Origin of the sequence: Stenotrophomonas sp. SMYL86, from assembly GCF_036320025.1 — a bacterium.
GTDB lineage: Bacteria > Pseudomonadota > Gammaproteobacteria > Xanthomonadales > Xanthomonadaceae > Stenotrophomonas > Stenotrophomonas maltophilia_A.
The window spans coordinates 190,974-214,605 of sequence record NZ_JAWIRU010000005.1; the positions used below are offsets into that span (position 1 = coordinate 190,974).

Consider the following 23,632-nt stretch of genomic DNA (forward strand, 5'->3'; position numbering starts at 1 on the left):
GGTCTTAATTAAACAAGAGCAACAGAAGCAACAGAGCAACGAGTATTGCAGCACAAGGCTTTCGGGCGCTGCCCATGGCCACTGATGGTCAGCAGCCAGGGCAGCGCCCATCCTCATGTCATGGCCTCACGTAGCCGCGCCCCTGCTTCCCCTCATGTCCAACGCGCACGTTGCTCTTGTGTTCCCAGCCCAAATACTTCTCCATCACGATCTTCAGGCGCTGTGTGTGCTCAGGACGCAGGCTTCCTGCGGGAATCTGTAGCGCATCGGTCAACAGCATGCTTGTATGCACACGATCCATCGGCTCGACTTCTTTGTAATTTTCATCGCCAACCCAGACGATCTTGCGATCAACATAGGCGCGCAAGATATCAGCCCATGGGTCTTCGGAAACACGCTCTTCCTGCTCGATGGCTGCCATCTCCCACAGGTCCTGTGGCAGGAACAGTGACTCGCCTTCCGCCTCCCTGGCAGCAGCTTCTGCCCAGAGCTGGTCGCGATCAGCCACCAAGGCATCCAGGTCGATAATGCCAACCTTCACGGGCCAGAAGCGTCTGTTTCCTGTCTGGTCCTTCAGGTACGTCGCCTGGTTCGTGGTGCCGATGAAGATGCACTGACGCCGTAATTCCTCATGTATGCGACCATACGGGCGACGGACATGGTCGATGCTGCTCGACACGAACGCCTTGAGTGCCTCGACGCCCGACTTGGACAGAACGGACATCTCCCCTAGTTCGATGATCCAGCGTCCCTGCAATGACAGGGGTGCATCCTTTGACTCTGTATTGCCGATTGGTGAGTCAGAGAACCACTCGACGTGCGGCGACAACAGCTTGACGAAAGAGCTCTTGCCGCTTCCCTGGCTTCCTTCCAGGACGATGACGTTGTCGAACTTGCAACCAGGCTGGTGAACGCGCCTCACCCCAGCAATCAAGGTCTTGGCACCAATGGCGCGAACATAGGCATTGTCCATCGCGCCTGCATACGTCACCAGCAGCTTGTCGATGCGGGGCACGCCATCCCAGGTCAAGCCATCCAGGTAGTCGCGGACTGGATGCACGGTGTTCTCGCGAGCAATGGTGAGCGCTGCCTCCAGGATGTCGTCCTTGGTCCAGTTTGCGTCAGTAGCCTCGACGAAATACTGGCGGATGCGACGCACCACGTCGTCGTCCAGCCTGCGACCCACGTCCACTGTCCATGGCAACTCTGGTGCCGTGAGATGCGTTGACCCGCCGAACTCGTCATAAGCCAAGCCAAGCTGGTCGCGGATGTGACGCATCAGCTTCAGGCAGTTCGGAAAGTTGCTGACGATCTTGCCAGCGTCAGTGCGCCTCATCGCAGGCAACTGCTCGCCCTCGAACGGCACAATGTCGAAGTCCTCTTCTGGGGCTGAATGTGGCACGGTCCCACCCGCGGCTTGCACCACCTTGTGCAGGTACTTCACGGTGATCGGCTTTCCTGCGCGCCCTGCCGAATGCAGTGAATCCCAGCGGCGCCCGATGATGTGGCGATGATCCGAGTATTCGGGGTCGTCGGTGCTCCAGTCGATGAACTGCTCGCGACCCTCACCAGCAGTGGCGTGATGGCATGCCATCATCAGGTTGAGCCATTCCTCATGTTCGCGGAAGTTATTCGGGTCGAGATGTTCCAGGGCTGAGGCAAGCATCTCTGGGGTGAGTTGGCCCCACAGTTCTACATCCGCTCCCTGTTGTAGTTCTGGTCTACGGATCAGCTCTAGGAGCGAATCTGGCGCCTGCGGCGTTTCATCCAGGCCAGTCAGGAAGAATTCGGGCTCATAACGCTTGCCATTGGGGTGCACGGAACCTGCCGCCACGACCTGCTGGCCTGCCGTCTTGAACTCGACACCTGGGTACTTTGCCAACGTGCCAAGGATGGGCATGTCTGCGGGCTTGTGCAGGTGATAGTGGTGGCCACCGCCGCCCGTCATTACATGCGGGCACGCATCCAAATGCAGGCCGATGTCGCTGGCGAGTTCAGCCAGGCTATCGCGGCCTGCAGGGTAGTTGCGCGGATCGGCATCGATGACGAGGTCAATTGGGCGCAGGCGGACGCCCACGTTCAGCCCGTCGCGTTCCGCGTGCGCCAATACTTCGGCGGGGTCGGTCTGGGCGCGTGTCCAGCCCGTTGAAATCGGCCGCTTGTCGCCGCGATGCAGGAGGATGAGGCAATGCCCTGCCTCGACGTAGGCCCGCATGGGCGCGAACAGTGGCTTCAGTGCGAGTGGGTTGGCGGCATCATTGTTCCCGTGAGCCTTGGACAGCTCCGTCTGCTGGTCAGTCATATCCTTGCGCCCGCCTTGCCCGCGGGCGTTTTCTTTCATGTCCATGCTCAGCCCCCCATATCAGCGCCACGGCGCTTCATGTGGGCTCGCAGGTCGCCCATGCGGTATCGGACTGTGCGCGACCCGACCACCAAGTGTGGCGGATGGCTTTCAGGGCGCTGCGTACGGCTCCAGGCCAGCGTGCGGGGTGTCAGGCGCAGGAAGGCGGCAGCCTCGATGCTGGTGACGACGGCGTCGTCAGGCAGGGCATGCAGCTCAGATAGCTCTTGGGGATTGAGCCGTTTGGGCTCGTGTGGATTGGCCACGGTGGTCTCCTCGTCAGCCGTTCTCGCAGCGACGACATGTCGCCGGAGACTCCGCAGCCTTTCGCCGCAGATAGGCCCCTTGTCCACCCGTTGTCATTCGGAGGGGGGCTCGGCTGTTCTTGCCACCGATGGCACTTCTGATCGCCATAGCAATCGCCGACGATCCTCCGGGTCAGTTGCTGACCAGGATTGGCTCGATATTACTTGCTAACCAAAGCCAAGGAAACCATTGCTTTGTCAGCATGCTCAGGCGGCTCCGTGTCGCTTCCGAAGGCCTCGGGCTGCTCAGCGCCAAGGCCGAAGCCCCCGGAAGCGACACGGTCCACCTGGTGAGACCGCGTGGCTATTCCCTGAGCCGTGGCGGCCACGCTCCGGGTTCGTGAATCAGGCCCAGCGCGTCGAGGATGTAGACGGAAGCCTTCTCTTGATGTTCGCGAAGGTGGTCGAGCGAAGGGTGCAGGTATCCCATGGTGACGCCGCCGCTGGAGGCGCTATGGTTCAGCAAGAACTTCAGTTCTAGCAGCGGGATACCAGCCTGCAATGCTAGGGAAGCATAGGCATGGCGTAGCGCATGCCCCGTCAGTCCGTCCAGTTCAGGCTGCTGTACCTCGGCGACGTGCCCACTCTTGCTGTCGGAAGGAAACAACCATGGACTCCGCCTGTTGATTGCAGTGTTGGCGGCGATCCTGTGGGCGACCAAGTCGGTCAGCGCGGATGACAATGGCAGGTCGAAGGCACGGGCGGCACCACCCTTGGGCGAGGGAACATGCAGGGCACTACCTTCCTCGCTGATGTGCTCCATGCTGGACTCGCAGGCAGCCGTGCGCCGCATCCCCGACAGCATCATGAACAGATTGAGGTCACGCCTGACAGGTGACAGGCTCAACACTGCCTTGCCCCACGCCTTCAGGCGATCCGCCTCGACGTCCACCTTCCTGCGCTTCTGGCCATGGAAGTCCACATTCATGGCCGGGTTGGCGGGCAGGTCGGGATGCTCACGCAGACCGCGGTTGTACACGGCACGGAAGATGCGGAACACCGCGTCGGCGGTGGTAGCGCCGTTCTTTTTGGTGATGCGCGCATGGCGCTCACGCACGCCAGCACGATCTGCACCGAGTTCGGCCAGTGGCATGTCTAACCAGTCGGACAGGTACTGACCACAGTTGTAACGATATCCCTCGACCGTCTTCGCCGACAGCTTCTTTGCCGAGATATGCAGGTCCAGCGCCTGCTGTAGTGTCATGCCCCGCGCCCGTGCTTTCCTGCGCTCTTCGGTCGGATTGACACCCGCGCGCATGGCGACCAGCGTCTTGGCAGCTAGCGCCCTCGCATCCTTTGCTGCCAGCGCGGGGTGTTCCCCGATCTTGGTGCGCACCTGCCGCCCGCGCACTAGGCTTTGCGTGTAGTAGGAGCGCTTGGTGTTGGACACGATCAGGTAGAAACCCCGCAGTTCGGGGTCGGCATACAGGACAGTGCGGCCACGCTCCACCGTCGGCGCCCGCTCGACGAGCGCCTGAGTGATCTTTGCTTTCATGGGTTGGATTCCTCGACGATTGCGACACCGTCTGAACACGGTTTTTGCGCACAACAGCGCAAAGCTGTGCAAGCTCAAACCCTCAGACTCACCGCCATAATGTCGTGTAAAATCAACGGCGTAAGCCTGTTTTTGCCCAAGGAATCAAGCCACGGCAAAGCCTATTCGTGCCGTCTGTTAATCAGGGGGTCGTTGGTTCGAGTCCAACTTCGGGCGCCACCTTGAAAAACCTGCATCGCGAGATGCAGGTTTTTTTTTGCGTCTTTGTAGCGTCGAGGTTGCGCGACTGCTGTTGTGGAGCCGAGCCATGCTCGGCTGCTGCGGATGAACCAGCCGAGCGTGGGCTCGGGTCTACAGCGCGAGATTGCCTCGCCAGAACGCCACCAGCGTGGCGATCGCCACGATCAGGATCGCAGCGAACAGCACCCCCTCCCAACGCGTGAATACCTGTTCGCCGCGTTGGCGCCTGGTCAGCGCGAACAGCACCACACCGGGCACGTACAGCAGCACTGACAGCAGCAGGTTGTCCAGGCCACCGGCATACACCAGCCACAGCGCATAGGCGCTGGCCAGCAGTGCGACCACGAAATCGCGCCAGCGCACGCCTGGTTCACCGGCATAGGCCTGCCCACGCCAGGCCAGCTGCACACCGAACGCGGTGGACAGGAAGTAGGGCACCAGGCTCATCGACGCGGCCAGCAGCACCAGCCCGGTATAGCTGCCGGAATTGACCAGCACCAGCAGCAGGAACAACTGGATCAGCCCGTTGCTCAACCACAGTGCATTGGCCGGCACGCTGCGCGCGTTCTCACGCCCCAGGAAGGCCGGCATGGTGCCGTCACCCGCGGCGGCATAGAGCACTTCGGCGCACAGCAGCACCCAGGCCAGCAATGCACCGAGAACGGAGATGATCGAACCGATGATGATCACCGTCGCGCCCCATTCGCCGACAATGGCTTGCAGCACGTAGGCCATCGACGGATTGGGCAACCCCGCCAGTTCGGCCTGCGACAGCACGCCCATCGACAACAGGCTGACCAGCACCAGCAGCAGCCACACGCCGAGGAAGCCGATCACCGTGGCGCGACCCACGTCGGCACGGCGTGCGGCGCGCCGCGAGTAGATGCTGGCGCCCTCGATGCCAATGAACACCCACACGGTCACCAGCATCATGCCGCGCTGCTGCTGGCCGAGGTCGCCGAGTGCAGGCGCGCCGAGGAAATCGGCGCGGAACACGTCCATGCGGAACGCGCCGGCGGCCAGGACCAGGAACAGGGCGATCGGCAGCAACTTGGCCACGGTCACCAGGCCGTTGACGATGGCGGCAGTGCGCAGGCCACGCAGCACCAACAGGTGCACGGTCCACAACAGCAATGAGGATGCGGCCACGGCGGCCGGGGTATTGCCTTCGCCGAACACGGGCATGAAGTGGCCCAGGCCACTGAAGATCAGCACGAAGAAGCTGGCGTTGCCGAGCACCGAGGCGACCCAGTAGCCCCACGCAGCGGAGAAGCCGATGTAGTTGCCGAAGCCTTCGCGTGCGTATGCGTAGATGCCGGTATCGAGATCAGGCCGGCGGTTGGCCAGGGCCTGGAATACGAAGGCCAGCATCAGCATGCCCGCGCCGCTCAGGGCCCAGCCGATCAGCGCGGCGGCAGGCCCGGCGCTGCGCGCCACGTTCTGCGGCAATGAAAAGATGCCGGCGCCGACCATCGAGCCGACCACCAGTGCAGTCAACGCGGGCAGGCCCAGGCGTTGCGAAGTTGCGGCCATGCAGATCCCCTGCGGCGGTGATGCCGCGTGCATACGGTAGCCATGTGCCCGTGAACATGCCTGCAAGGGGCGGAACGACGAAGGCCCGGGCAGCTGCCCGGGCCTTCGAAGTTGCTGCGTTGAAGTGTATTGCCTGTATTACTTGAAGGTGTACTTGGCACCGACGGTGAAGTAGCGACCGATGGCACCACTGAAGTGCATCGGGTTGTAGTTCACACCGCCATAGGTCAGCGGATCCAGCGGAGCAATGCGGTCGAAGACGTTCTCGACCGAAGCATTCAGCTCGAACGCTTCGGTGATTGCCCAGCGGCCGGAAAGGTCGAAGGTGGTGAACGAAGAGATCTTCTTCACCGGCGAGCCGTCGGCATAGAAGAACTGGTACTTGCCGCCGCGCTTGTCGGTGTTTTCCATGCTGGAGATGTAGTTGGCCACGCCGCTGACACTCCACGGGCCCTGCTTCCAGGTGGTACCGAAGTTGATGCGGTCCTTCGGCGTGCCGATGCAGTTGGTCACGTCGCAGTTGCCGTGCGTGCCCAGGAAGTCATCGGTGCTGGTACCGCTGGTGCGCTCGAACTTCAGCAGGTGGCTCCACTGCAGATCCATCTCCAGCTGGCCCGGGCCGATGTCGAAGGTCTGGCGGATGTCGGTGTCGATACCGCGAACGCGCGAGGAACTGGCGTTGATGTAGGCGGTGTTGACGGCCAGGATGCTGCCGGTACCGGCGACGCCGTTGAGCAGGTTGTTGTCGCGCAGGACGTTGCCAGCCCGGATCGCGTCATCGGTATCGCCCTGGGCGATCTCGTTGGTGCGCTTGATCTCCCACGCATCGACGGTCAGCGAGGTGGAGCGGGTAGGCTGCAGCACGATACCCACCGAGTAGCTCTTCGACTCTTCCGGCTTCAGGTCCTTGTTCGGACGGGTGATGATCGCAACCGACTGCGAGCCGCAGTCGTCCGGCGAAGCGCCCGGGGCAGGGTTTTCACCGTCCGGGCAACGGATCGGATCCGAGGCCGTGGAGAACGCGGCCAGGCCACCGTCGCCGTTCTCGGCCGGGTTCGGTGCACGGAAGCCTTCGGCGTAGCTGGCGCGCAGGGCGATCCAGTCGGCCGGCGTCCACTTCACACCCAGCTTCGGCGTGGCCTTGCCTTCACCACTTTCATACTTGTCGTAGCGCAGGGCAGCGGACAGTTCCAATTGCTCCAACACCGGTGCCGACAGTTCGACGTAACCGGCGTACACGTTCTGGGTGCCGTCGTAGGCCGAGTAGCCCAGGCCGATGATGTCACCAGTGTCGGTGTAGGTCTGCGGGGTCAGGCTGTTGCTGGTCTTGCGCCACTCGGTACCGATCGCCAGGCCCAGCGGGCCACCCTTCAGGTCCATCAGGCTGCGCGACACGGTGAAGTCGAACATATCCAGGCTGGACTTGGCGCGTGCGCTGATCTTCGGCGAGATGTAGTCATACAGCGCCTGGGAGTTCAGGTTGGCATTGTCGCCAATGCGCCATACGCCACCGGCACAGTTCGCGTCACCCAGTGCACATTTCACGGCGCTGTAGCGCAGGAAGCCGGTGCGCTCGTTGACCAGGTCGGTGCCCGAGTGCAGGTAGGCGGTGTCGTAGCTCCAATCACCCCAGTTGCCCTTGACGCCGACCAGGAAACGATTGAACTCGTTGGTGTTGTCGGTCACGCGGGGGCCGACGTCCCAAGCGCTATAGCGCAGGCGCAACGGGCCAGTACCGAGGCCGGCAGGCCGGTCAGGATGATTGGGACCAAGCACCACGGCGCCCGGACCGCTGTTGCCGTTGACCGGGCCGCCGGGATAACCCCAGCCGCCGGACGCGGCGGACGGCGTGTTGCTGAAGGTGGTTTCCTTCTTCGAGTAGCCGATCTCGGTGTAGATTTCGCCACCTTCACCGAACGCGAAGCTGGCGCGGCCGAACACGTTGACGTACTTCTCTTCCGGCGAGATATCGCGATACAGCTGTGCCGGATCCCACAGGCAGCCCTGCGCGGCGACAGAGGCGTCGGTCTGGCCACCGATGGTGGTCAAGCCCTGGCAGCCCGGCAGCGGTACGAGGGTGGCCGGATTCGTGTCGGTGACATTGCGGTCGTCGTACACCGAGCCATTGGGACCAACGCCGCCGCGGGTCTTGCCGCTGAGGAAGGCGCCGCCCAGGAACTGGGCATTGTTGCCATAGCCCCACTGGCGGGTGTCGCCGGTGCCGATCCACTTGCGGTTCTTGCGGTCGCTGATCTTGATCGCGTCGCTCTTGCCGACGTCAAGGCTGAAGAAAGCGTTCCAGCCGTCGGTGGCCATGTCGCCGGTACCGGCGGTCAGGGTCGCCTTCTTGGTATCGCCATCGCTGTCGCCGGACAGGCCGTAGGAGCCGCGAAGGATCGCGCCCTGGAAGTCGCTGCGCAGGATGATGTTGACCACGCCGGCGATGGCGTCGGAACCATAGATCGCCGACGCGCCATCCTTCAGCACTTCCACACGTTCAACGGCGTCGAGCGGGATGGTGCTCAGGTCGGTGAAGACCTTCTGGCCGTCATCGGCCAGGCCGTAGGTGGCCATGCGGCGGCCATTCAACAGGACAAGGGTCGAACCCGCGCCCAGGCCACGCAGCGAAATGCCGGCGCCACCACCGGCGAAGCCGTTGCCGAACGATTTGGGAATCGAGCCGGCGCCATTGGCGGTGATGGTCTGCAGGTACTCGGCAACCGTGGTCTTGCCCGTACGGTCGATTTCCTGGCGGGTCACCACCTGCACCGGGGACGGTGTTTCAGTGTTGGTGCGCGGGATGTTCGAACCGGTGACCGTGATGCGGTCCAGGTTGGTGGCCTTTTCCTGCGCGAAAGCGGAGGTGGAAGCCACGGCGCCAACCAGCAGCAGCGTGCCGCCGGTAAGGATATGGGTGATGGACGATGCCAGGGTGGTGCGGCGGCGGCTGGCGGGCCGTTGGATCAGGTGTTTCACAGCTTCTCTCCTAACTGGAAAACCGTAGCGTTGAGGGCTGTCTCCGGAAGATTCCGGGACGGACCAATCTAGGTTTCCGACAGGTGACGAAGTCGTGAATTTTTGCTTAATCAATAACAGTTGATCCTGTTCCGTCCGTACCCGCCCGGACGGAAGCGCCGGCCCGGCAAGCAGCCGGGCCGGCGATCACCTCAGTCCGGCAGCGAGAACTGCACCGGCACCATGCCGATGGCCGGCACGGCCACGCCATCACGCTGGGCCGGCTCGAAGCGCCAGTGCCTGAGCACCTGCTGGCGTGCGGCCTGGTCCAGGCTGCGCGAGCCACTGCTGCGCTCGATGCTGACCACCGCCGGCTGCCCGTGGGAGTCCACCTCTACCCGCAACAGCACCGTCCCCTGCTCGCGGTTGCGCAGTGCTGCCAGCGGGTAGGCCGGCGGCGGGGCGCTGCGGTACTGCAGCTGGGCGCCGGCCAGAGGCGTGGAGGTGTCGATGCTCGGTGCCAGCTGGGGCGGAGCCGGTTCGGCGGCCGGCAGTGCGATGCCCTGGGTCTCCTCCACGGTCGCGGTAGGTGCGGGCAGGGGCGGTGCTACCGGCTGCGTCCGGGGTTTCGGCATCACCTGGACGATCTCTTTCGGCGTGATCGGAACCGGCGGCGTGGGCGGTGGCGGGATCTTCTCGATCAGCCTGACCGCAGTCTTGTCACGTGGGACCTGCACGGCCTGGTAGGTCGCCGGGATCAGCAGCAACAGGAAGGCCAGCAGATGCAGGGCGATGGCCGCGCTCCAGGCGGCAACGCGGGCGGGGTCGAAATGCGGGGATGCAACGGGATACGTACGAACCATGGTCCACCTCCATGCCAGTGACGAAGTCCTCAACGCACCAGGGCCCGTGGCGGGGTTGCCGCACGCGGCTGGCAGTCCATCAGTAGCGCGACAGGGCGGCCACTGCCTAGAGGCAGGGGGGCGATCGTTGGGCTGGCCTTCAGCCAACGCCGGCTGCGGGCATGAAAAAGGCGGACCCCCTGCGGGATCCGCCTTTGTCGGCAATGGCGAACGGGATCAGCGACCCAGTTCGAACACCACGTCCAGGTTGACCGAGACGGTCGACTCACCCGGTGCGACCGGGGTGGCCTTGTCCATCGCCGCGCCGGCCGACATGGCCCGCATCATCGGCATCGGGCGGTAGCCGCCGCCAGCGTTCTCGGAAATGCTGACGATGCGGCGCACCTGCAGGCCCAGCGACTTCGCATAGGTCTGGGCGCGGGCCTGGGCCTTCTTCAGTGCAGCCAGGCGCGCTTCGTCGTAGACCGGTTCCGGCTGGTCGATCTCGAAGCTGGGGCCGTTGATCTGGTTGGCGCCCTGCGCAGCCAGTGCGTCCAGCACCTTGCCCAGCTTGGCGATGTCGCGCACCTTCAGACTGACCGTGTTGCTGGCCTGGTAGCCGGTGATCTTCGGTGCTTCGTTGTCGGCATAGCGGTACTGCGGGTTGAGGCTGACGCCACTGGTCTGCACGTCGCGCTCGGCGATGCCGGCGGCCTTGATCGCGGCCAGTACCTTGTCCATCTGCTGGGCGTTCTGGCGCATGGCGCTGTTGCCATCGGCAGCCTGGGTGACCACGCCGGCCGACAGGGTGGCCACGTCCGGTACGCGGGTGGCTTCGGCATTGGCCGAGATGTTCAGCAGGGTGCCTTCGGCCGGGGCGGCGATCGACGGCGACGACGGGGCAGCATGGGCGGTCATCGAGGTTCCAAGGGCGAGGGACAGGGCGAGCAGCAGCGGGGTGGCGGTCAGGCGCATGGAGAACTCCTTGTTGTGCCGTTGAGGGTGGTGTCGTAGCGATGAACGCGCTGTGAGCCCGTTCGGGGTTGCGCACGTTCCGGGACGGGTTGCCGACGATTCAGGTGGCGGCCTCAGGTTATGCTGTGCCGATGCTCTATCTTGCTTCCCGCTCCCCCCGACGCAACCAGCTGCTGGCCCGACTCGGACGCCCCTTCCAGGCCCTGGACCTGGAGGTCGTCGAGCAGCGCGCGCCCGCTGAAAGCGCCGAACAGTATGTCTGCCGGGTCGCCGCCGACAAGGCGCGCGCCGGGTTGGCCCGGGTGCTGGCCGATGACCCGCGGGGGCGCGTGCTCGGCTCGGACACCGAGGTGGTGCTGGATGGCGACGTGTTCGGAAAGCCCACTGACGCCGCCGATGCGCGGGCGATGCTGGCGCGCCTTGCCGGGCGTACCCATCAGGTGATGACCGCCGTGGTGGTGGTCGGCGCGGACGGGCTGGACAGCGAACTGGTCATTTCCGAAGTGACCTTCGCCCCGATCGACGCTGCCGACATCGCCGCCTACGTGGCCACCGGCGAGCCGTTGGACAAGGCCGGGGCCTACGCCATCCAGGGCGGGGCCGAGCGCTGGATCGAACATCTTTCCGGCAGCTACTCCGGCGTCATGGGGCTGCCATTGCTGCATACCGATCGTCTGCTGGCGCGCTGCGGCGTGCCGGCCACAACTGCCGATGCCGCCAGGGAGGCTGCCGATGTCTGAGGAAATCCTGGTCAATGTGACCCCGCGCGAAACCCGGGTCGCGGTGATCGAGAACGGCATGCTGCAGGAACTGCACATCGAGCGCGGTTGGCGCCGGGGTGTGGTCGGCAACATCTACAAGGGCAAGGTGCAGCGGGTGATGCCCGGCATGCAGGCCGCCTTCGTCGAAGTCGGGCTGGAGCGTGCCGCGTTCCTGCATGCCAACGACGTGGTGCGGCCGGCGCCGGTGGCCAGTGCCGATACGGAGAACACCACGCTGCCGCCGCCATCCAGCGTGCCGATCGTCGAGCTGCTGCGCGACGGCCAGGACATCGTGGTGCAGGTGGTGAAGGACCCGATCGGGACCAAGGGCGCACGCCTGACCACCCAGATCAGCATTCCCTCGCGCTACATGGTGCTGCTGCCGCAATCCAAGGTCGTGGGCGTTTCCGCACGCATCGAGGATGAAACCGAGCGCGCCCGCCTGAAGGCGCTGGTGACCGAACTGTCGGCGCAGCACGGGGGCTACGGCTACATCGTGCGTACCAATGCCGAGGGCCAGCCGGCAGAGGCCATCGCCGAGGACATCGCCTACCTGTCGCGCGTTTGGAACGTGGTCGAGCGTCGTGGCCGCGAAGCGGCCTCGTGCAGCAACATCTATGAAGACCTGAGCCTGCCGCTGCGATCGGTACGCGACCTGATCCGCAAGGACGTTGACAAGGTGAAGGTGGACTCCAAGGAGACCTTCGCGCAGTTGCAGGCCTTTGTTGCCAAGTACATGCCGGTGCTGGCCGAGAAGATCGAGCTGTACAGCGGTGATCGCCCGATCTTCGACATGTTCGGGGTGGAGGACGAGATCGGCCGCGCGCTGGACAAGCAGGTGCCGCTGAAATCCGGTGGCTACCTGGTGATCGACCAGACCGAGGCGATGACCACCATCGACGTCAACACCGGTTCGTTCCTCGGCCAGCGCAACCTGGAAGAGACGGTGTTCCGCACCAACCTGGAAGCGGCACAGGCGGTGGCACGGCAGCTGCGGCTGCGCAACCTGGGCGGCATCATCATCATCGATTTCATCGACATGGACGATGCCGAGCATCGCCGCCAGGTGCTGCGCACCCTGGAAAAGGCGTTGGCCCGCGACCATGCCAAGACCACGGTGTACGACTTCTCGCCACTGGGCCTGGTGGAGATGACCCGCAAGCGCACGGTGGAAAGCCTGGAGCGCCAGCTGTCGGAGACCTGCCCGCAGTGCAGCGGCCGCGGCAGCATCAAGACCACCGAGACGGTGACCTACGAGATCTTCCGCGAGATCACCCGTGCCGTGCGCCAGTTCGATGCCGCGCGCCTGCTGGTGATCGCGTCGACCAAGGTGGTCGCGCGCATCACCGACGAGGAATCCGCGGCGGTGGCCGAGCTGGAGGAATTCCTCGGCAAGAGCATCCGCTTCCAGGCGGACGAGCAGTACCTGCAGGAGCAATTCGATGTCGTTCTGCTCTGATCCTCGCCGGCCGCAGGCCGGCGGTGGCCGATGAGCGCGCCGCCGCGCCTGCGACTGCGAAGGATCCGCCGTCATTTCATTGCCGCCTGCGCGGTGGGCCTGGTCGGGCTTGCACTGCTGGTGGGCACCTTCAGCCAGCTGCTGCCGCTGGCCGAGCGCCATCCCGACAGGATTGCCGCCTGGCTGAGTGAACGCGCTGGCCAGCCGGTGCGTTTCGACCAGCTGCAGACCGCCTGGACCCGGCGCGGCCCGCTGCTGCAGCTCAAGGGCCTGCGCATCGGCGCCGGCCAGGGCCTGGCGATCGGCGAGGCCGAAGTGCTGGTATCGATGTACAGCGGCCTGTTGCCTGGCCGGTCGCTGACCGAGCTGCGCCTGCGTGGCCTGGCGCTCGACCTGCAGCAGGGCGAGGACGGTCGCTGGTCGGTACGCGGCCTGCCGCAGGCCGCCAATGGCGGGGACCCGCTGGATGCGCTGCGCCGGCTGGGCGAACTGCAGGTGATCGGAGGCCGCCTGGGCGTGCATGCGCCGGGGCTGGGAATCGACACCACGCTGCCACGCATCGACGTGCGCCTGCGGGTCAATGGCGACCGCCTGCGTGTAGGCGTGCGTGCCTGGGCCCAGACCGAAGCGCTGCCGTTGACGGCGGTGCTGGACGTGGACCGCGTGCGCGGCAATGGCCAGGCCTGGCTGGGCGCCGATCCGGTCGATTTCCATGCCTGGTCGCCGCTGCTGGCGGCCGGCGGTGTGCGCCTGCGCGAAGGCAAGGGCGAACTCAACCTGTGGCTGACCCTGCGCGATTTCGCACCGGTGGCGGTGACCACCGATTCGGACCTGCGTGATGTCCGCATCGATGGCGCACCGATGCCCTCGATGGCGGCTCCGCAGCTGCAGCTGCAGCGGTTGCAGGCACGCCTGCGCTGGCAGCGCCAGGCTGATGGCTGGGCGTTGCAGGTGCCGCGCCTGCGCCTGAAAACCGAAGAGGGCGAGCAGCAGCTCGATGGCCTGCAGCTGCAGCTTGGCAAGCAGCTGCGGGTCCGTTCTGGCGAAGTGCAGGCCGGCACCGCGCTGCGTGCGCTGGCCCTGAGCGATCGTCTCGAACCGGGCCTGCGTCGCTGGCTGTTCCTGTCCAGGCCGCAGCTGGATGTGCGCGAGTTGCAGCTGGCGGGCGATCGCGATGGCCCGCTGTGGGCGCAGGGCGAACTGCAGTCGCTGGGCTTCGCCAGCGTGGGCAATTCGCCCGGCCTGCGCGGCCTGGGCGGGCGCTTCGAAGGCGACGCGGATGGCTTCAGCCTGCAGTTGCAGCCGCAACGGCAGCTGCAGTTCGATTGGCCGACCGGCTTTGGTGTGCGTCATGACCTGCATCTGGCGGGACAGGTGGTGGGCTGGCGCGACGAGGGCGGTGGTTGGCGTATCGGTACTGCGGCGATGCGCGTGGAAGGCACCGACTATGCGGCCGACGTGCGCGGCGGGGTCTGGTTCCAGGGCGACGGTACGCGGCCGTGGCTGCAGCTGGCGGCCAAGCTGGACGACGTGCCGATGACTGCGGCCAAGCGCTTCTGGATCCACTCCAAGATGAGCAAGGGCGCCACCGACTGGCTGGACATGGCGCTGGCCGGCGGCCAGGTGCGCAATGGCATCGGCCTGGTCAGTGGCGACCTGGACGACTGGCCGTTCGACAACAACGATGGCCGCTTCGAGGCCACCGGCCATATCACCAACGGTGACATCCGTTTCCAGCACGATTGGCCGTTGATGAGCCAGGTCGACGCCGATATCGCCTTCATCGGCCCCGGCTTCGACATGCATGGGCGCGGCGATCTGGCCGGTGTGGCGGTGCAGAAGTTCGAGGCGGGCATTCCGGATTTCGGGCAGCAGCCGCTGTATGTGCGCGCCGATGCGCAGAGCGAGGCGGGCAAGCTGCTGGCGATGCTGCGGCAGAGCCCGCTGCACAAGGATTATGGCGACACCCTGGACAACCTGACCGCAGCGGGTCCGGCGCATGTGACCTTCGATCTGCTGCAGCCACTGCACCACGATGAAGGTGGCGGCCACCTGCAGGGGACGGTCGATCTGGCCGGCGTGAAGCTGGTCGACAAGCGCTTCCAGCTCGCCTTCGACAACATGCAGGGGCAGGCGCGCTACAGCAATGGCGGTTTCGATGCCGAGGCACTGTCGGTGCGCCACCTTGGCCAGGATGGTCGCCTGAGCCTGCGTGCCGGTGGCTACGTGCACGACAGCAGACTGGCCTTCGAATCGCAGCTGTCGGCCACGCTGGATGCTGGCGTGCTGATCGACCGCGCGCCGGAGATGGCCTGGCTCAAGCCCTACATCACCGGAACCTCGCCGTGGACCATCGCGGTCAGCCTGCCCAAGGTCGCTCCAGGGGCGCCTGCGCCGCCCAGCGAGCTGCGGTTGAGCTCCGATCTGGTCGGGACCCGGCTGGACCTGCCGGCGCCGCTGGACAAACCGGCTGCCGAGCCGTTGGCGACCACCGTGGCTGCACAGCTGCCGATGGGGGCCGGCCGCATCGACGTTGCGTTCGGCCAGCGCCTGGCGCTGGCCGCACGCAGCCACAACAACCAGACCGGTGTGCAGGTGACGCTGGGCAGCGACCATGTCGACCGCGAGCCGCCGCCGAGCGGATTGACCGTCAATGGCCGCAGTCCGACCCTGGACGCTCTGGAGTGGATCAGTCTGGCGCGGGGTGGCAGTGATGACGACGCCATGCCGCTGCGTGCGGTGGACGTGCAGGTCGGCCAGTTGAAGCTGATCGGTGGCGTGTTCGAGCAGACCCGGTTGCAGCTGCGCCCGGGCGCGCAGGCACTGGATGTGCGCCTGGACGGCCCGTCGCTGGCCGGGCGCCTGACCGTCCCCAATGCAGACGGCGGCACCATCAGTGGCCAGCTCGACCGCGTGCACTGGCAATCCCTGCCGGCGGCTCCGGGTGCATCGGCCGCACCGGCACGGGTACAGGCCGGCGCCAACGACATGGACCCGGCCAAGCTGCCGCCGTTCGCGCTGGACATCGCCGACCTGAAGTTCGGCAAGGTGGTGCTGGGCCAGGCGGTACTGCGTACGCGGCCGCTGGCCAATGGCCTGAACGTGGACGAGCTGCGCTTCCGTGCGCCCGACCAGGAGATCGACATCAGCGGTCGCTGGCTGGGCCGCACCGGTGGTGCCCGCACCGAGCTGACCGCACAGGTGCGCAGCGAGGACCTGGGCGGACTGATGCAGAACCTCGACTACGGCGGCCAGCTGCGTGGCGGTTCCGGCCAGGCGCAGCTGCAGGCCACGTGGAGTGGGGGGCCGTCGGACTTCCAGCTGGGCAACCTGCAGGGCCGCCTGGACCTGCACGCGCGCAACGGCCAGCTGCTGGAGCTGGAACCGGGCGCTGGCCGGGTGCTGGGCCTGCTCAGTGTCACCCAGCTGCCGCGGCGCCTGATGTTCGACTTCCGAGACTTCTTCTCCAAGGGCTTCGCGTTCAACCAGATCGACGGCAGCATGCAGTTCGGCCAGGGCATGGCGCGCACCGACAAGGTGCTGATCGAAGGCCCGGCAGCCAACATCACCATCCGCGGCCAGGCCGACCTGCGCAACCAGCAGTTCGACCAGACCATCGACGTCAACCCGCGTGCAGGCAATCTGCTGACCGTGGTGGGTGCGGTCGCCGGTGGCCCGGTGGGGGCGGCGCTGGGCGCGGCCACCAATGCGGTATTGTCCAAGCCATTGGGCGAGATTGGCGCCCGTACCTACAAGGTGACCGGTCCATGGAAGGAACCGAAGGTGGAAGTGATCGAGCGCAGCCGCGACAAGGCTTCGCCACCCGTACCGGCACCGGCGCCGGCCATTCCGCCGACCGTCACCGGCCTGCCGCGCTCGCGTTGAGCGCGGCTTTCCTGTTCACGGGGCTTGCCTGAGCGCCCCCGCATCCCCAGATCGAGAACCATGACTGATATCGCCCTGACGCTTGCCCAAGACCGCCTGCTGCGCCCCGGCGGCCTGGATACCGCTGGCCTGGAGCGCACCTTCGGCCAGCTGCTCGGCCCCGGTGTGGACTTCGGCGACCTTTATTTCCAGCATGCCCGCCGCGAGAGCTGGAGCGTGGAAGACGGCATCGTCAAGGACGGCGCCCATTCCATCGAGCAGGGCGTAGGCGTGCGGGCGATTTCCGGCGAGAAGACCGGCTTCGCCTACTCCGACGACATCCATGCTGATGCGCTGCTGACGGCGGCGCAGTCGGCGCGTGCGATCTCGCGTGAAGGTGGCGCCCAGTCCGGGCGGTCGCTGCTGCGCGGCAACGCGCGCGCGCTGTACCCGGCGCTGGACCCGATCGATGGCATCGGCAACGAGGCCAAGGTCGAGGTGCTCAAGCGCCTGGATGGCTACCTGCGCGCCGCCGACCCGCGCGTGAAGCAGGTGATGGTGAGCCTGTCCGGCGGCGTCGATACGGTACTTATCGCCCGCAGCGACGGTGTGCTGGGCGCTGACGTGCGCCCGCTGGTGCGCCTGAACGTGCAGGTGATCGTCGAGCACAACGGCCGCCGTGAATCGGGCTATGCCGGCGGCGGTGGCCGCTACGGGTATGAGGAGCTGTTCGCCGACGGCCGCCCCGAGGCCTTTGCCCGCGAGGCGCTGCGCCAGGCGCTGGTGAACCTGGACGCCGTTCCGGCACCGGCCGGGGTGATGCCGGTGGTGCTTGGTCCGGGCTGGCCCGGCGTGCTGCTGCATGAAGCGGTCGGCCATGGCCTGGAAGGCGACTTCAACCGCAAGGGCACCAGCGTCTACGCGGGCCGCATCGGCGAGCGCGTTGCCGCCCCGGGCGTGACCATCGTCGATGACGGCACGCTGGACGGACGCCGTGGTTCGTTGAACATCGACGATGAGGGCCACCCGAGCCAGTGCACCACCCTGATCGAGGACGGCATCCTGGTCGGCTACATGCAGGACAGCCTCAATGCGCGGCTGATGGGCATGGCGCCGACCGGCAACGGCCGCCGCGAATCGTTCGCGCACCTGACCATGCCGCGCATGACCAACACCTACATGCGCGCCGGCCAGCACGACCCACAGGAAATGATCCGTTCGGTGAAGAAGGGCCTGTACGCAGTCAACTTCGGTGGCGGCCAGGTCGACATCACCAGCGGCAAGTACGTGTTCTCGGCCACTGAGGCCTACCTGATCGAGGATGGCCGCATCACCACGCCGGTGAAGGGGGCGACGCTGATCGGCAACGGTCCGGAAACCATGCAGAAGGTGCGCATGGTCGGCAACGATCTGGCCCTGGACGAGGGCGTGGGCATCTGTGGCAAGGACGGGCAGAGCGTGCCCGTGGGTGTCGGCCAGCCCTCGCTGCTGATCGAGGGCATCACGGTCGGCGGTACACAGGCCTGAGCCGGGCGATGGCCAGCGCCACCGCCCAGGCCGGCGCGGACTCAGTCCTCGTCGGCTTCGTCGCTGTCGACGGGGTCGGCGTCTTCGGCGCTGGCCTTCAGGCCCAGTGCGGCCGGCAGCATCAGGGCGCGCAGCACCTGGAAGATTTCGCGGTAGGCGCGTGGCGGCTTGTTCCTGGCCTTTTCGGCCTGGGCATTGCGCACCAGCGTGCGCAGCTGCTGGCGGTCGGCCTGCGGGTAGTCGTCCAGCAGTGCAGCCAGCGCCTTGTCACCCTCGGCCAGCAGGCGCTCGCGCCAGTCTTCCGCGCGGTGCATCATCGCCACTTCGCGGCGGCCGGTTTCGCTGTTGGCGTCCAGCGCATCGCGGATCGCATCCAGCGTGGCGTCTTCTTCGCGGCGCATGTGCTTGGCCAGGAACGCCAGCTGGCGCTTGTGGGCGATGTGGGCGGTGATGCGCTTGCACTCGGCGATATGCGGCAGCAGGTCTTCCGGGATCGGCAGGCGTGCCAGCTGCGCCGGGGTCAACGACACCAGCTTCTCGCCCAGGGCCAGGACGTCGAGCGCGTCGCGCCGGTTCTGGCTGCGGCTCTTGTCGTGGAATTCACCGGTTTCTTCGTCGCGTCCGCGCATCGTTCCTACCTGATCTCAAAAAAAGTCGCCCGGCGTGATGCCGGGCCCAACCCGTACAGGATAAAGCATTGAACGTGATCGCCCCTGAAGTCGCTGTCGGCGACGACAGCCTGGCCCGGCTGGAACGGCTGGCCGACCTCTCCCAGCAGCTGCTCGACCGCGCCCGTGCGCTGGGCGCCAGCCAGGCCGAGGTCAGCTGCAGCGAGGATCGTGGCCTGGAGGTCAATGTCCGCCTTGGCGAGGTGGAGACCGTGCAGTCCACCCGTGACCGCGGTATCGCCGTCACCGTCTATTTCGGCCAACGCAAGGGCAGCGCCAGCACCGGCGACCTGAACGAGGCCAGCCTTGCCGCCACGGTCGAGCAGGCCTGTGCGATCGCCCGGCACACCGAAGATGACCCGGCTGCCGGCCTGGCCGAGGCCGCACTGATGGCCACCGATTTCCCGGATCTGGATGCCTGGCACCCCTGGGCGCTGCAGGCCGACGAGGCGGTGGACCTGGCCCTGGCCTGCGAGAACGCAGGCCGTGAGGCCGATGCGCAGATCCGTAATTCCGACGGCGCCTCGGTTTCGAGCATGCAGAGCCTGTCGGTGTACGCCAATTCGCATGGCTTTTTCGGCCGTGAGCGTGGCACCCATCATTCGGTGGGCTGTGCGCTGATCGCCGGCCAGGGCGATGGCATGCAGCGCGATGGCTGGTACACCAGCGCGTTGGCCCGGGAGGACCTGGAAGACGTGGGCCTGGTCGGCCGTCGTGCTGCCGAGCGCACCGTCGCCCGCCTGCAGCCTCGCTCGATGGCCACCGGCACCATGCCAGTGCTGTTCGCCCCGGAAGTAGCGCGCAGCCTGGTTGGCCACCTGCTGTCGGCGGTGTCCGGCGGTGCGCTGTACCGCCAGGCCAGCTTCCTGTTGGACAGCGTTGGCCAGCAGCTGTTCCCGGACTGGATGCAGATCGAGGAACTGCCCCACCTGCGCCGTGGCCTGCGCTCGGCCGCCTTCGACGGTGACGGCGTGGCCACGCGTGCTTCGGCCCTGGTCCGTGACGGCGTGCTGCAGCGCTATGTGCTGGGCAGCTACTCGGCACGCAAGCTGGGCCTGCAGACCACCGCCAATGCCGGTGGCGTGCACAACCTGCAGCTGGCCGCCAACGCGGGCTCCCTGCAGGACATCGCCCGGCAGATGGGCGATGGCCTGCTGGTGACCGAATTGATGGGGCAGGGCGTGAACGGGGTGACCGGCGACTACTCGCGCGGTGCCGGCGGCTTCCGCGTCGAGAATGGTGAGATCCAGTACCCGGTGGATGGCATCACCATCGCCGGCAACCTGCGCGAGATGTTCAGCAGCATCGAAGCGGTCGGCAGTGACGTCGACCCGCGCTCGCACATCCGGACCGGTTCGATCCTGCTGGGGCGGATGACCATCGCCGGTAATGATTGATGGCGTCGATGGCGTAAGCTATGCCCGCCTGACGCAACCAGCTTGGTGCTGGTGGGTCAAGACCACCCAATGAAAAGGAGTTTTGTCGTGAGCGAATTCGATAACGTCCCGCCGCCGCCGGCCACCACCGACGTGCCGGCCGACCAGCGCACCATGGCCCTGGCCGCGCACCTGCTGGGCATCTTCACCGGCTTCATCGGCGCGCTGATCATCTGGCTGATCAACAAGGATGACGCGGGCAAGGCCTTCGTGACCGACCAGGCCAAGGAAGCCCTGAACTTCCAGATCACCGTGACCATCGCCATGGTCATCAGCATGATCCTGACCATCGTGATCATCGGCGTGTTCCTGGCCCCGATCGTGGGCATCATCAGCCTGGTGTTCAGCATCATCGCAGCGGTCAAGGCCAACAACGGCGAAGCCTATCGCTACCCGTTCGCACTGCGCCTGATCAAGTAATACCGGCAGCATGCGGAATTGAGAACGCCCGGCATTGCCGGGCGTTTTCATGTGCGGGGCGCGACGGGCGGTGCCCGGCGAGCGATCAATGATCGCGTTCGACCGCCAGCGTCGCCAGTGCACGCAGTGCATCGGCCTCTTCGCCATACCCGGCCAGGATCGACTGCATGCGTGCGGCCAGTTCGTGCAGCTGAGCCTTGGCACCGTCCATGCCGAGCAGGGCAGGGAAGGTGCTCTTGTCCTGCGCCTGGTCCTTGCCGGCGGTCTTGCCCAGCTGCTCGGAACTGGCCTCGACATCGAGGATGTCATCGCGTACCTGGAAGGCCAGGCCGAGTGCGTCGGCGAAGCTGTCCAGCTGGGCCAGCTGAGGTTCGTGGGCCTGGCCGCACAGCGCGCCCATGCGCACCGCCGCACGGATCAGCGCGCCGGTCTTCAGGGCATGCATGCGGGTCAATGCCGCCAGCGTCTGCTGCTGGCCGGTGGCATCGATATCCAGCGCCTGGCCACCGCACATGCCAGCGGCGCCGGACGCGTGGGCCAGGGTCTGCAGGCAGGCCACGCGCAGCGTGGCCGGCAGCGGTGCATCGGCCAGCAGGCCGAAGGCACGGGTCTGAAGCGCGTCGCCTGCCAGAATCGCGGTGGCTTCATCGAAGGCGATGTGGGTGGTCGGCTTGCCGCGACGCAGCGCGTCGTCATCCATCGCCGGCAGGTCGTCATGCACCAGCGAGTAGGCGTGGATGAGTTCGACGGACATGGCGGCCGCATCCAGGCTTTCCGGCTGCGCACCGAACAGGTGGCCACTGGCGTAGACCAGCAGCGGGCGCATGCGTTTGCCACCGCCCAGCACCGAATAGCGCATGGCCTGGTGCAGGCGCTGCGGCGCTTCGGCAGGCGAGGGCAGGGCGGCGTCGAGCTGGCTTTCGATACGGTCGCGCCAGCGCGCGAACAGAACCTCAGCCGTCATGGCTGGGCGGATCGAAAGGCTCGGATGCTTCCGGCTGCGCCGGATCGCTGAGCAGGCGCACGCGCAGCTCGGCCTGCTCCAGCGCCTGCTGGCACTGGCGATACAGACCGACGCCACGTTCGTAAGCACTGAGCGAAGCTTCCAGGCTCAGCTCGCCGGTTTCCATCTGCTCCACCAGCTGCTCCAGCGATTCGAGCGACTGCTCGAACTGGGCGACCGGGGAGGCGTTTTCGGGGGACTTCTTGGCCATGCGGCAAGTGTGGACGGGCCGCGCGCGGGGGTCAATTCACCAGCCGCCCGGGCGCCACTGCAACTGTGCGCCATGCGCCTGCAGCCAGGCCTGCAGCGGTGCGGCGACGAGCACATCGGCGGCGGCCAGCAACTGCGGGCCATCAAAGATCAGCGGCAGCTGCGCGCGTCGCCAGGGGGCGAGGTGTTCGCGTTGCAGGCAGTCCTTCAACGCGTGCGAATGCTGGCGACCGGGCAGCAGAATGCGCTCACCGCCCACGCGTGCACGGACCTGCAGCGGGCGTTCGAAGGCCGGGGTGCCCTGCAGGCGCAGTTGTCCGCCATCGGGCAGTGCCAGCGGTGCGCGTCCATCCCATTCGGCCTGCCACTCGTGGGGAAGCGCAGGCAGCCGGGCCGGTAGCAGGTAGGCGTGGTCGCGCCACTGTTGGATCGCGTGATCGTGCCAGCGCACCCGCGCCTGGCGATCGTTGTCGGCCGGCAGCAGCTCGTCCAGCGCCTGCTGCAGCACGGTGGCCGGCAGCGGTGCCGCGTCGTGGCCGGCCACCCAGGCACGCAGCACGCGTGCGGCACGGCCCGGTGAGACCTGGCGAAGCAGCTGCAGCGACAGCACGCGTGGAGCGACTTCCAGGTGTGCGATCAGCTCGGCGTCTTCCTCGTCAAGCAGTTCGCGGGTCTGCCCGCAGTGCGTTGCGCTGCCCGCCATCGCCGCAGCGGCATGCGGCCAGCGCTGGCGCAACAGTGGCAGTACCTGCAGGCGCAGGAAGTTGCGATCGGCGTGGTCGTCGGCGTTGCTGGGGTCTTCGATCCAGTGCAGTGCATGCTGGCGGGCGTAGTCGAGGAGTGCACTGCGTGGCACTGCCAGCAGCGGTCGCCATAGAGGCTTTTCGCCAAGGCGGCCGTGCGTGGACATCGCCGCCAGGCCATCGACGCCGGAAGCGCGCAGGGCGCGCAACAGGAAGGTCTCGGCCTGGTCGTCCTGGTGCTGTGCCAGCGCCAGGGTTTCGCCGTCGCGCAGTTCGGCCGCGAACGCGGCGCGTCGTGCCAGTCGCGCGGCACCCTCGGTGCCCAGGCCTGTGCCGTTCTCGACCTGCACGCGGTGCACGGCCAGTTCGATGCCCCAGGCGTCGCATTGCTGCTGGCAGTGCAGCACCCAGTCATCTGCATCGGGCTGCAGCCCGTGGTGCACGTGCACCGCGCGCAGCGCCGTGCCGGAAGCTTGCGCGCAGCACCACAGCCAATGCAGCAGCACGGTGGAGTCGACACCACCGCTGTAGCCCACCAGCAGCGGCGCATCCAGCGGAACGAGGGCAGGGAATTCACTCACGGGGGCAAGTATAGGGTTGGTCGGCAGGGCTGCGCCCTGCACCCGCAGACGCGCAAGCAACGGCAACGGCCGAAGCAACAGCAGAAGCGGGTTTCCTGAGGGTTGGCCGGGTGGGTCCGGTTGCGGGGGGCGCTGCAAGTCCCCCTCCGGGGCCCGGCCCAGCCGCTGGCGGCTGTGCGTTCGGGCGCTTGCGAAGCCGTGCTTCGCAAGCAAAGCGCCCTCACCCATGTAAGCTCGGTCGCCGCTTGCTCGTGTGCGCAGTCCTGCGCACACG

At 66.3% G+C, this 23,632-nt stretch carries 17 protein-coding genes; 6 read left to right on the forward strand and 11 right to left on the reverse strand.

All coding sequences use genetic code 11. The features are described 5' to 3' along the window. Positions 1–118: 118 nt before the first annotated feature. From V3B64_RS08380 to V3B64_RS08410, 7 genes are all read right to left on the reverse strand, one after another. On the reverse strand, positions 119–2,347 hold the full coding sequence (locus V3B64_RS08380; RefSeq protein ID WP_329913935.1) for a VapE domain-containing protein: 2,229 nt from the start codon (positions 2,345–2,347) through the stop codon (positions 119–121). A gap of 2 nt (positions 2,348–2,349) precedes the next feature. Continuing rightward, the gene (locus V3B64_RS08385) at positions 2,350–2,607 is read right to left on the reverse strand and encodes a DNA-binding protein (RefSeq protein ID WP_197603007.1); all 258 of its coding nucleotides are present in this window, start codon (positions 2,605–2,607) and stop codon (positions 2,350–2,352) included. A 343-nt stretch (positions 2,608–2,950) separates the two neighbouring features. Beyond that, positions 2,951–4,141: an integrase arm-type DNA-binding domain-containing protein gene (locus tag V3B64_RS08390; RefSeq protein ID WP_312591154.1), complete on the reverse strand. Its 1,191-nt coding sequence runs from the start codon at positions 4,139–4,141 to the stop codon at positions 2,951–2,953. 351 nt (positions 4,142–4,492) lie between these two features. Then, positions 4,493–5,914 (reverse strand): basic amino acid/polyamine antiporter, encoded by a 1,422-nt coding sequence (locus V3B64_RS08395; protein WP_329913936.1) that lies wholly within the window; start codon positions 5,912–5,914, stop codon positions 4,493–4,495. A 138-nt stretch (positions 5,915–6,052) separates the two neighbouring features. Beyond that, a complete protein-coding gene (locus V3B64_RS08400; protein WP_019338628.1) occupies positions 6,053–8,890 on the reverse strand; it encodes a TonB-dependent receptor in 2,838 nt (945 codons plus the stop codon). Positions 8,891–9,081: 191 nt separating this feature from the next. Further along, complete coding sequence (locus V3B64_RS08405; protein ID WP_032128989.1) at positions 9,082–9,732, reverse strand: energy transducer TonB; 651 nt, start codon at positions 9,730–9,732, stop codon at positions 9,082–9,084. A 216-nt stretch (positions 9,733–9,948) separates the two neighbouring features. Then, positions 9,949–10,686 (reverse strand): SIMPL domain-containing protein, encoded by a 738-nt coding sequence (locus V3B64_RS08410; RefSeq protein ID WP_006382138.1) that lies wholly within the window; start codon positions 10,684–10,686, stop codon positions 9,949–9,951. 131 nt (positions 10,687–10,817) lie between these two features. On the opposite strand from V3B64_RS08410, the gene V3B64_RS08415 reads away from it, so the two are divergent. The 4 genes from V3B64_RS08415 to tldD are packed head-to-tail and all read left to right on the forward strand — an operon-like array spanning position 10,818 to position 18,297. After that, on the forward strand, positions 10,818–11,426 hold the full coding sequence (locus tag V3B64_RS08415) for a Maf family nucleotide pyrophosphatase (RefSeq protein WP_329913937.1): 609 nt from the start codon (positions 10,818–10,820) through the stop codon (positions 11,424–11,426). Next, entirely contained in the window at positions 11,419–12,906 is a 1,488-nt protein-coding gene (gene rng / locus V3B64_RS08420; RefSeq protein ID WP_010482960.1) for a ribonuclease G, read from the forward strand. The genes V3B64_RS08415 and rng overlap by 8 nt, the downstream gene beginning before the upstream one ends. A 30-nt stretch (positions 12,907–12,936) precedes the next feature. Continuing rightward, the gene (locus tag V3B64_RS08425) at positions 12,937–16,791 is read left to right on the forward strand and encodes a YhdP family protein (protein ID WP_329913938.1); all 3,855 of its coding nucleotides are present in this window, start codon (positions 12,937–12,939) and stop codon (positions 16,789–16,791) included. A gap of 60 nt (positions 16,792–16,851) precedes the next feature. Next, positions 16,852–18,297: a metalloprotease TldD gene (tldD, locus tag V3B64_RS08430; RefSeq protein WP_049398683.1), complete on the forward strand. Its 1,446-nt coding sequence runs from the start codon at positions 16,852–16,854 to the stop codon at positions 18,295–18,297. Between the two features lie 41 nt (positions 18,298–18,338). Here tldD and yjgA read toward each other — a convergent pair whose 3' ends face one another. After that, positions 18,339–18,926, reverse strand: a complete 588-nt coding sequence (gene yjgA / locus V3B64_RS08435; protein ID WP_049398682.1) for a ribosome biogenesis factor YjgA — start codon at positions 18,924–18,926, stop codon at positions 18,339–18,341. Positions 18,927–18,994: 68 nt separating this feature from the next. On the opposite strand from yjgA, the gene pmbA reads away from it, so the two are divergent. Together pmbA and V3B64_RS08445 are read left to right on the forward strand one after the other, a co-directional pair. Further along, positions 18,995–20,362, forward strand: a complete 1,368-nt coding sequence (pmbA, locus tag V3B64_RS08440) for a metalloprotease PmbA (RefSeq protein WP_121504581.1) — start codon at positions 18,995–18,997, stop codon at positions 20,360–20,362. 87 nt (positions 20,363–20,449) lie between these two features. Further along, positions 20,450–20,821 carry a DUF4870 domain-containing protein gene (locus V3B64_RS08445; RefSeq protein WP_010482972.1) on the forward strand — a complete coding sequence of 124 codons (372 nt, stop codon included), beginning with the start codon at positions 20,450–20,452 and terminating at the stop codon, positions 20,819–20,821. 85 nt (positions 20,822–20,906) lie between these two features. Here V3B64_RS08445 and V3B64_RS08450 read toward each other — a convergent pair whose 3' ends face one another. The 3 genes from V3B64_RS08450 to tilS are packed head-to-tail and all read right to left on the reverse strand — an operon-like array spanning position 20,907 to position 23,358. After that, positions 20,907–21,785 (reverse strand): farnesyl diphosphate synthase, encoded by an 879-nt coding sequence (locus tag V3B64_RS08450; RefSeq protein ID WP_121504580.1) that lies wholly within the window; start codon positions 21,783–21,785, stop codon positions 20,907–20,909. Further along, entirely contained in the window at positions 21,775–22,035 is a 261-nt protein-coding gene (locus V3B64_RS08455; RefSeq protein WP_005410522.1) for an exodeoxyribonuclease VII small subunit, read from the reverse strand. The genes V3B64_RS08450 and V3B64_RS08455 overlap by 11 nt, the downstream gene beginning before the upstream one ends. A gap of 36 nt (positions 22,036–22,071) precedes the next feature. Beyond that, a complete protein-coding gene (tilS, locus tag V3B64_RS08460) occupies positions 22,072–23,358 on the reverse strand; it encodes a tRNA lysidine(34) synthetase TilS (RefSeq protein WP_329913939.1) in 1,287 nt (428 codons plus the stop codon). Positions 23,359–23,632: the final 274 nt, after the last annotated feature.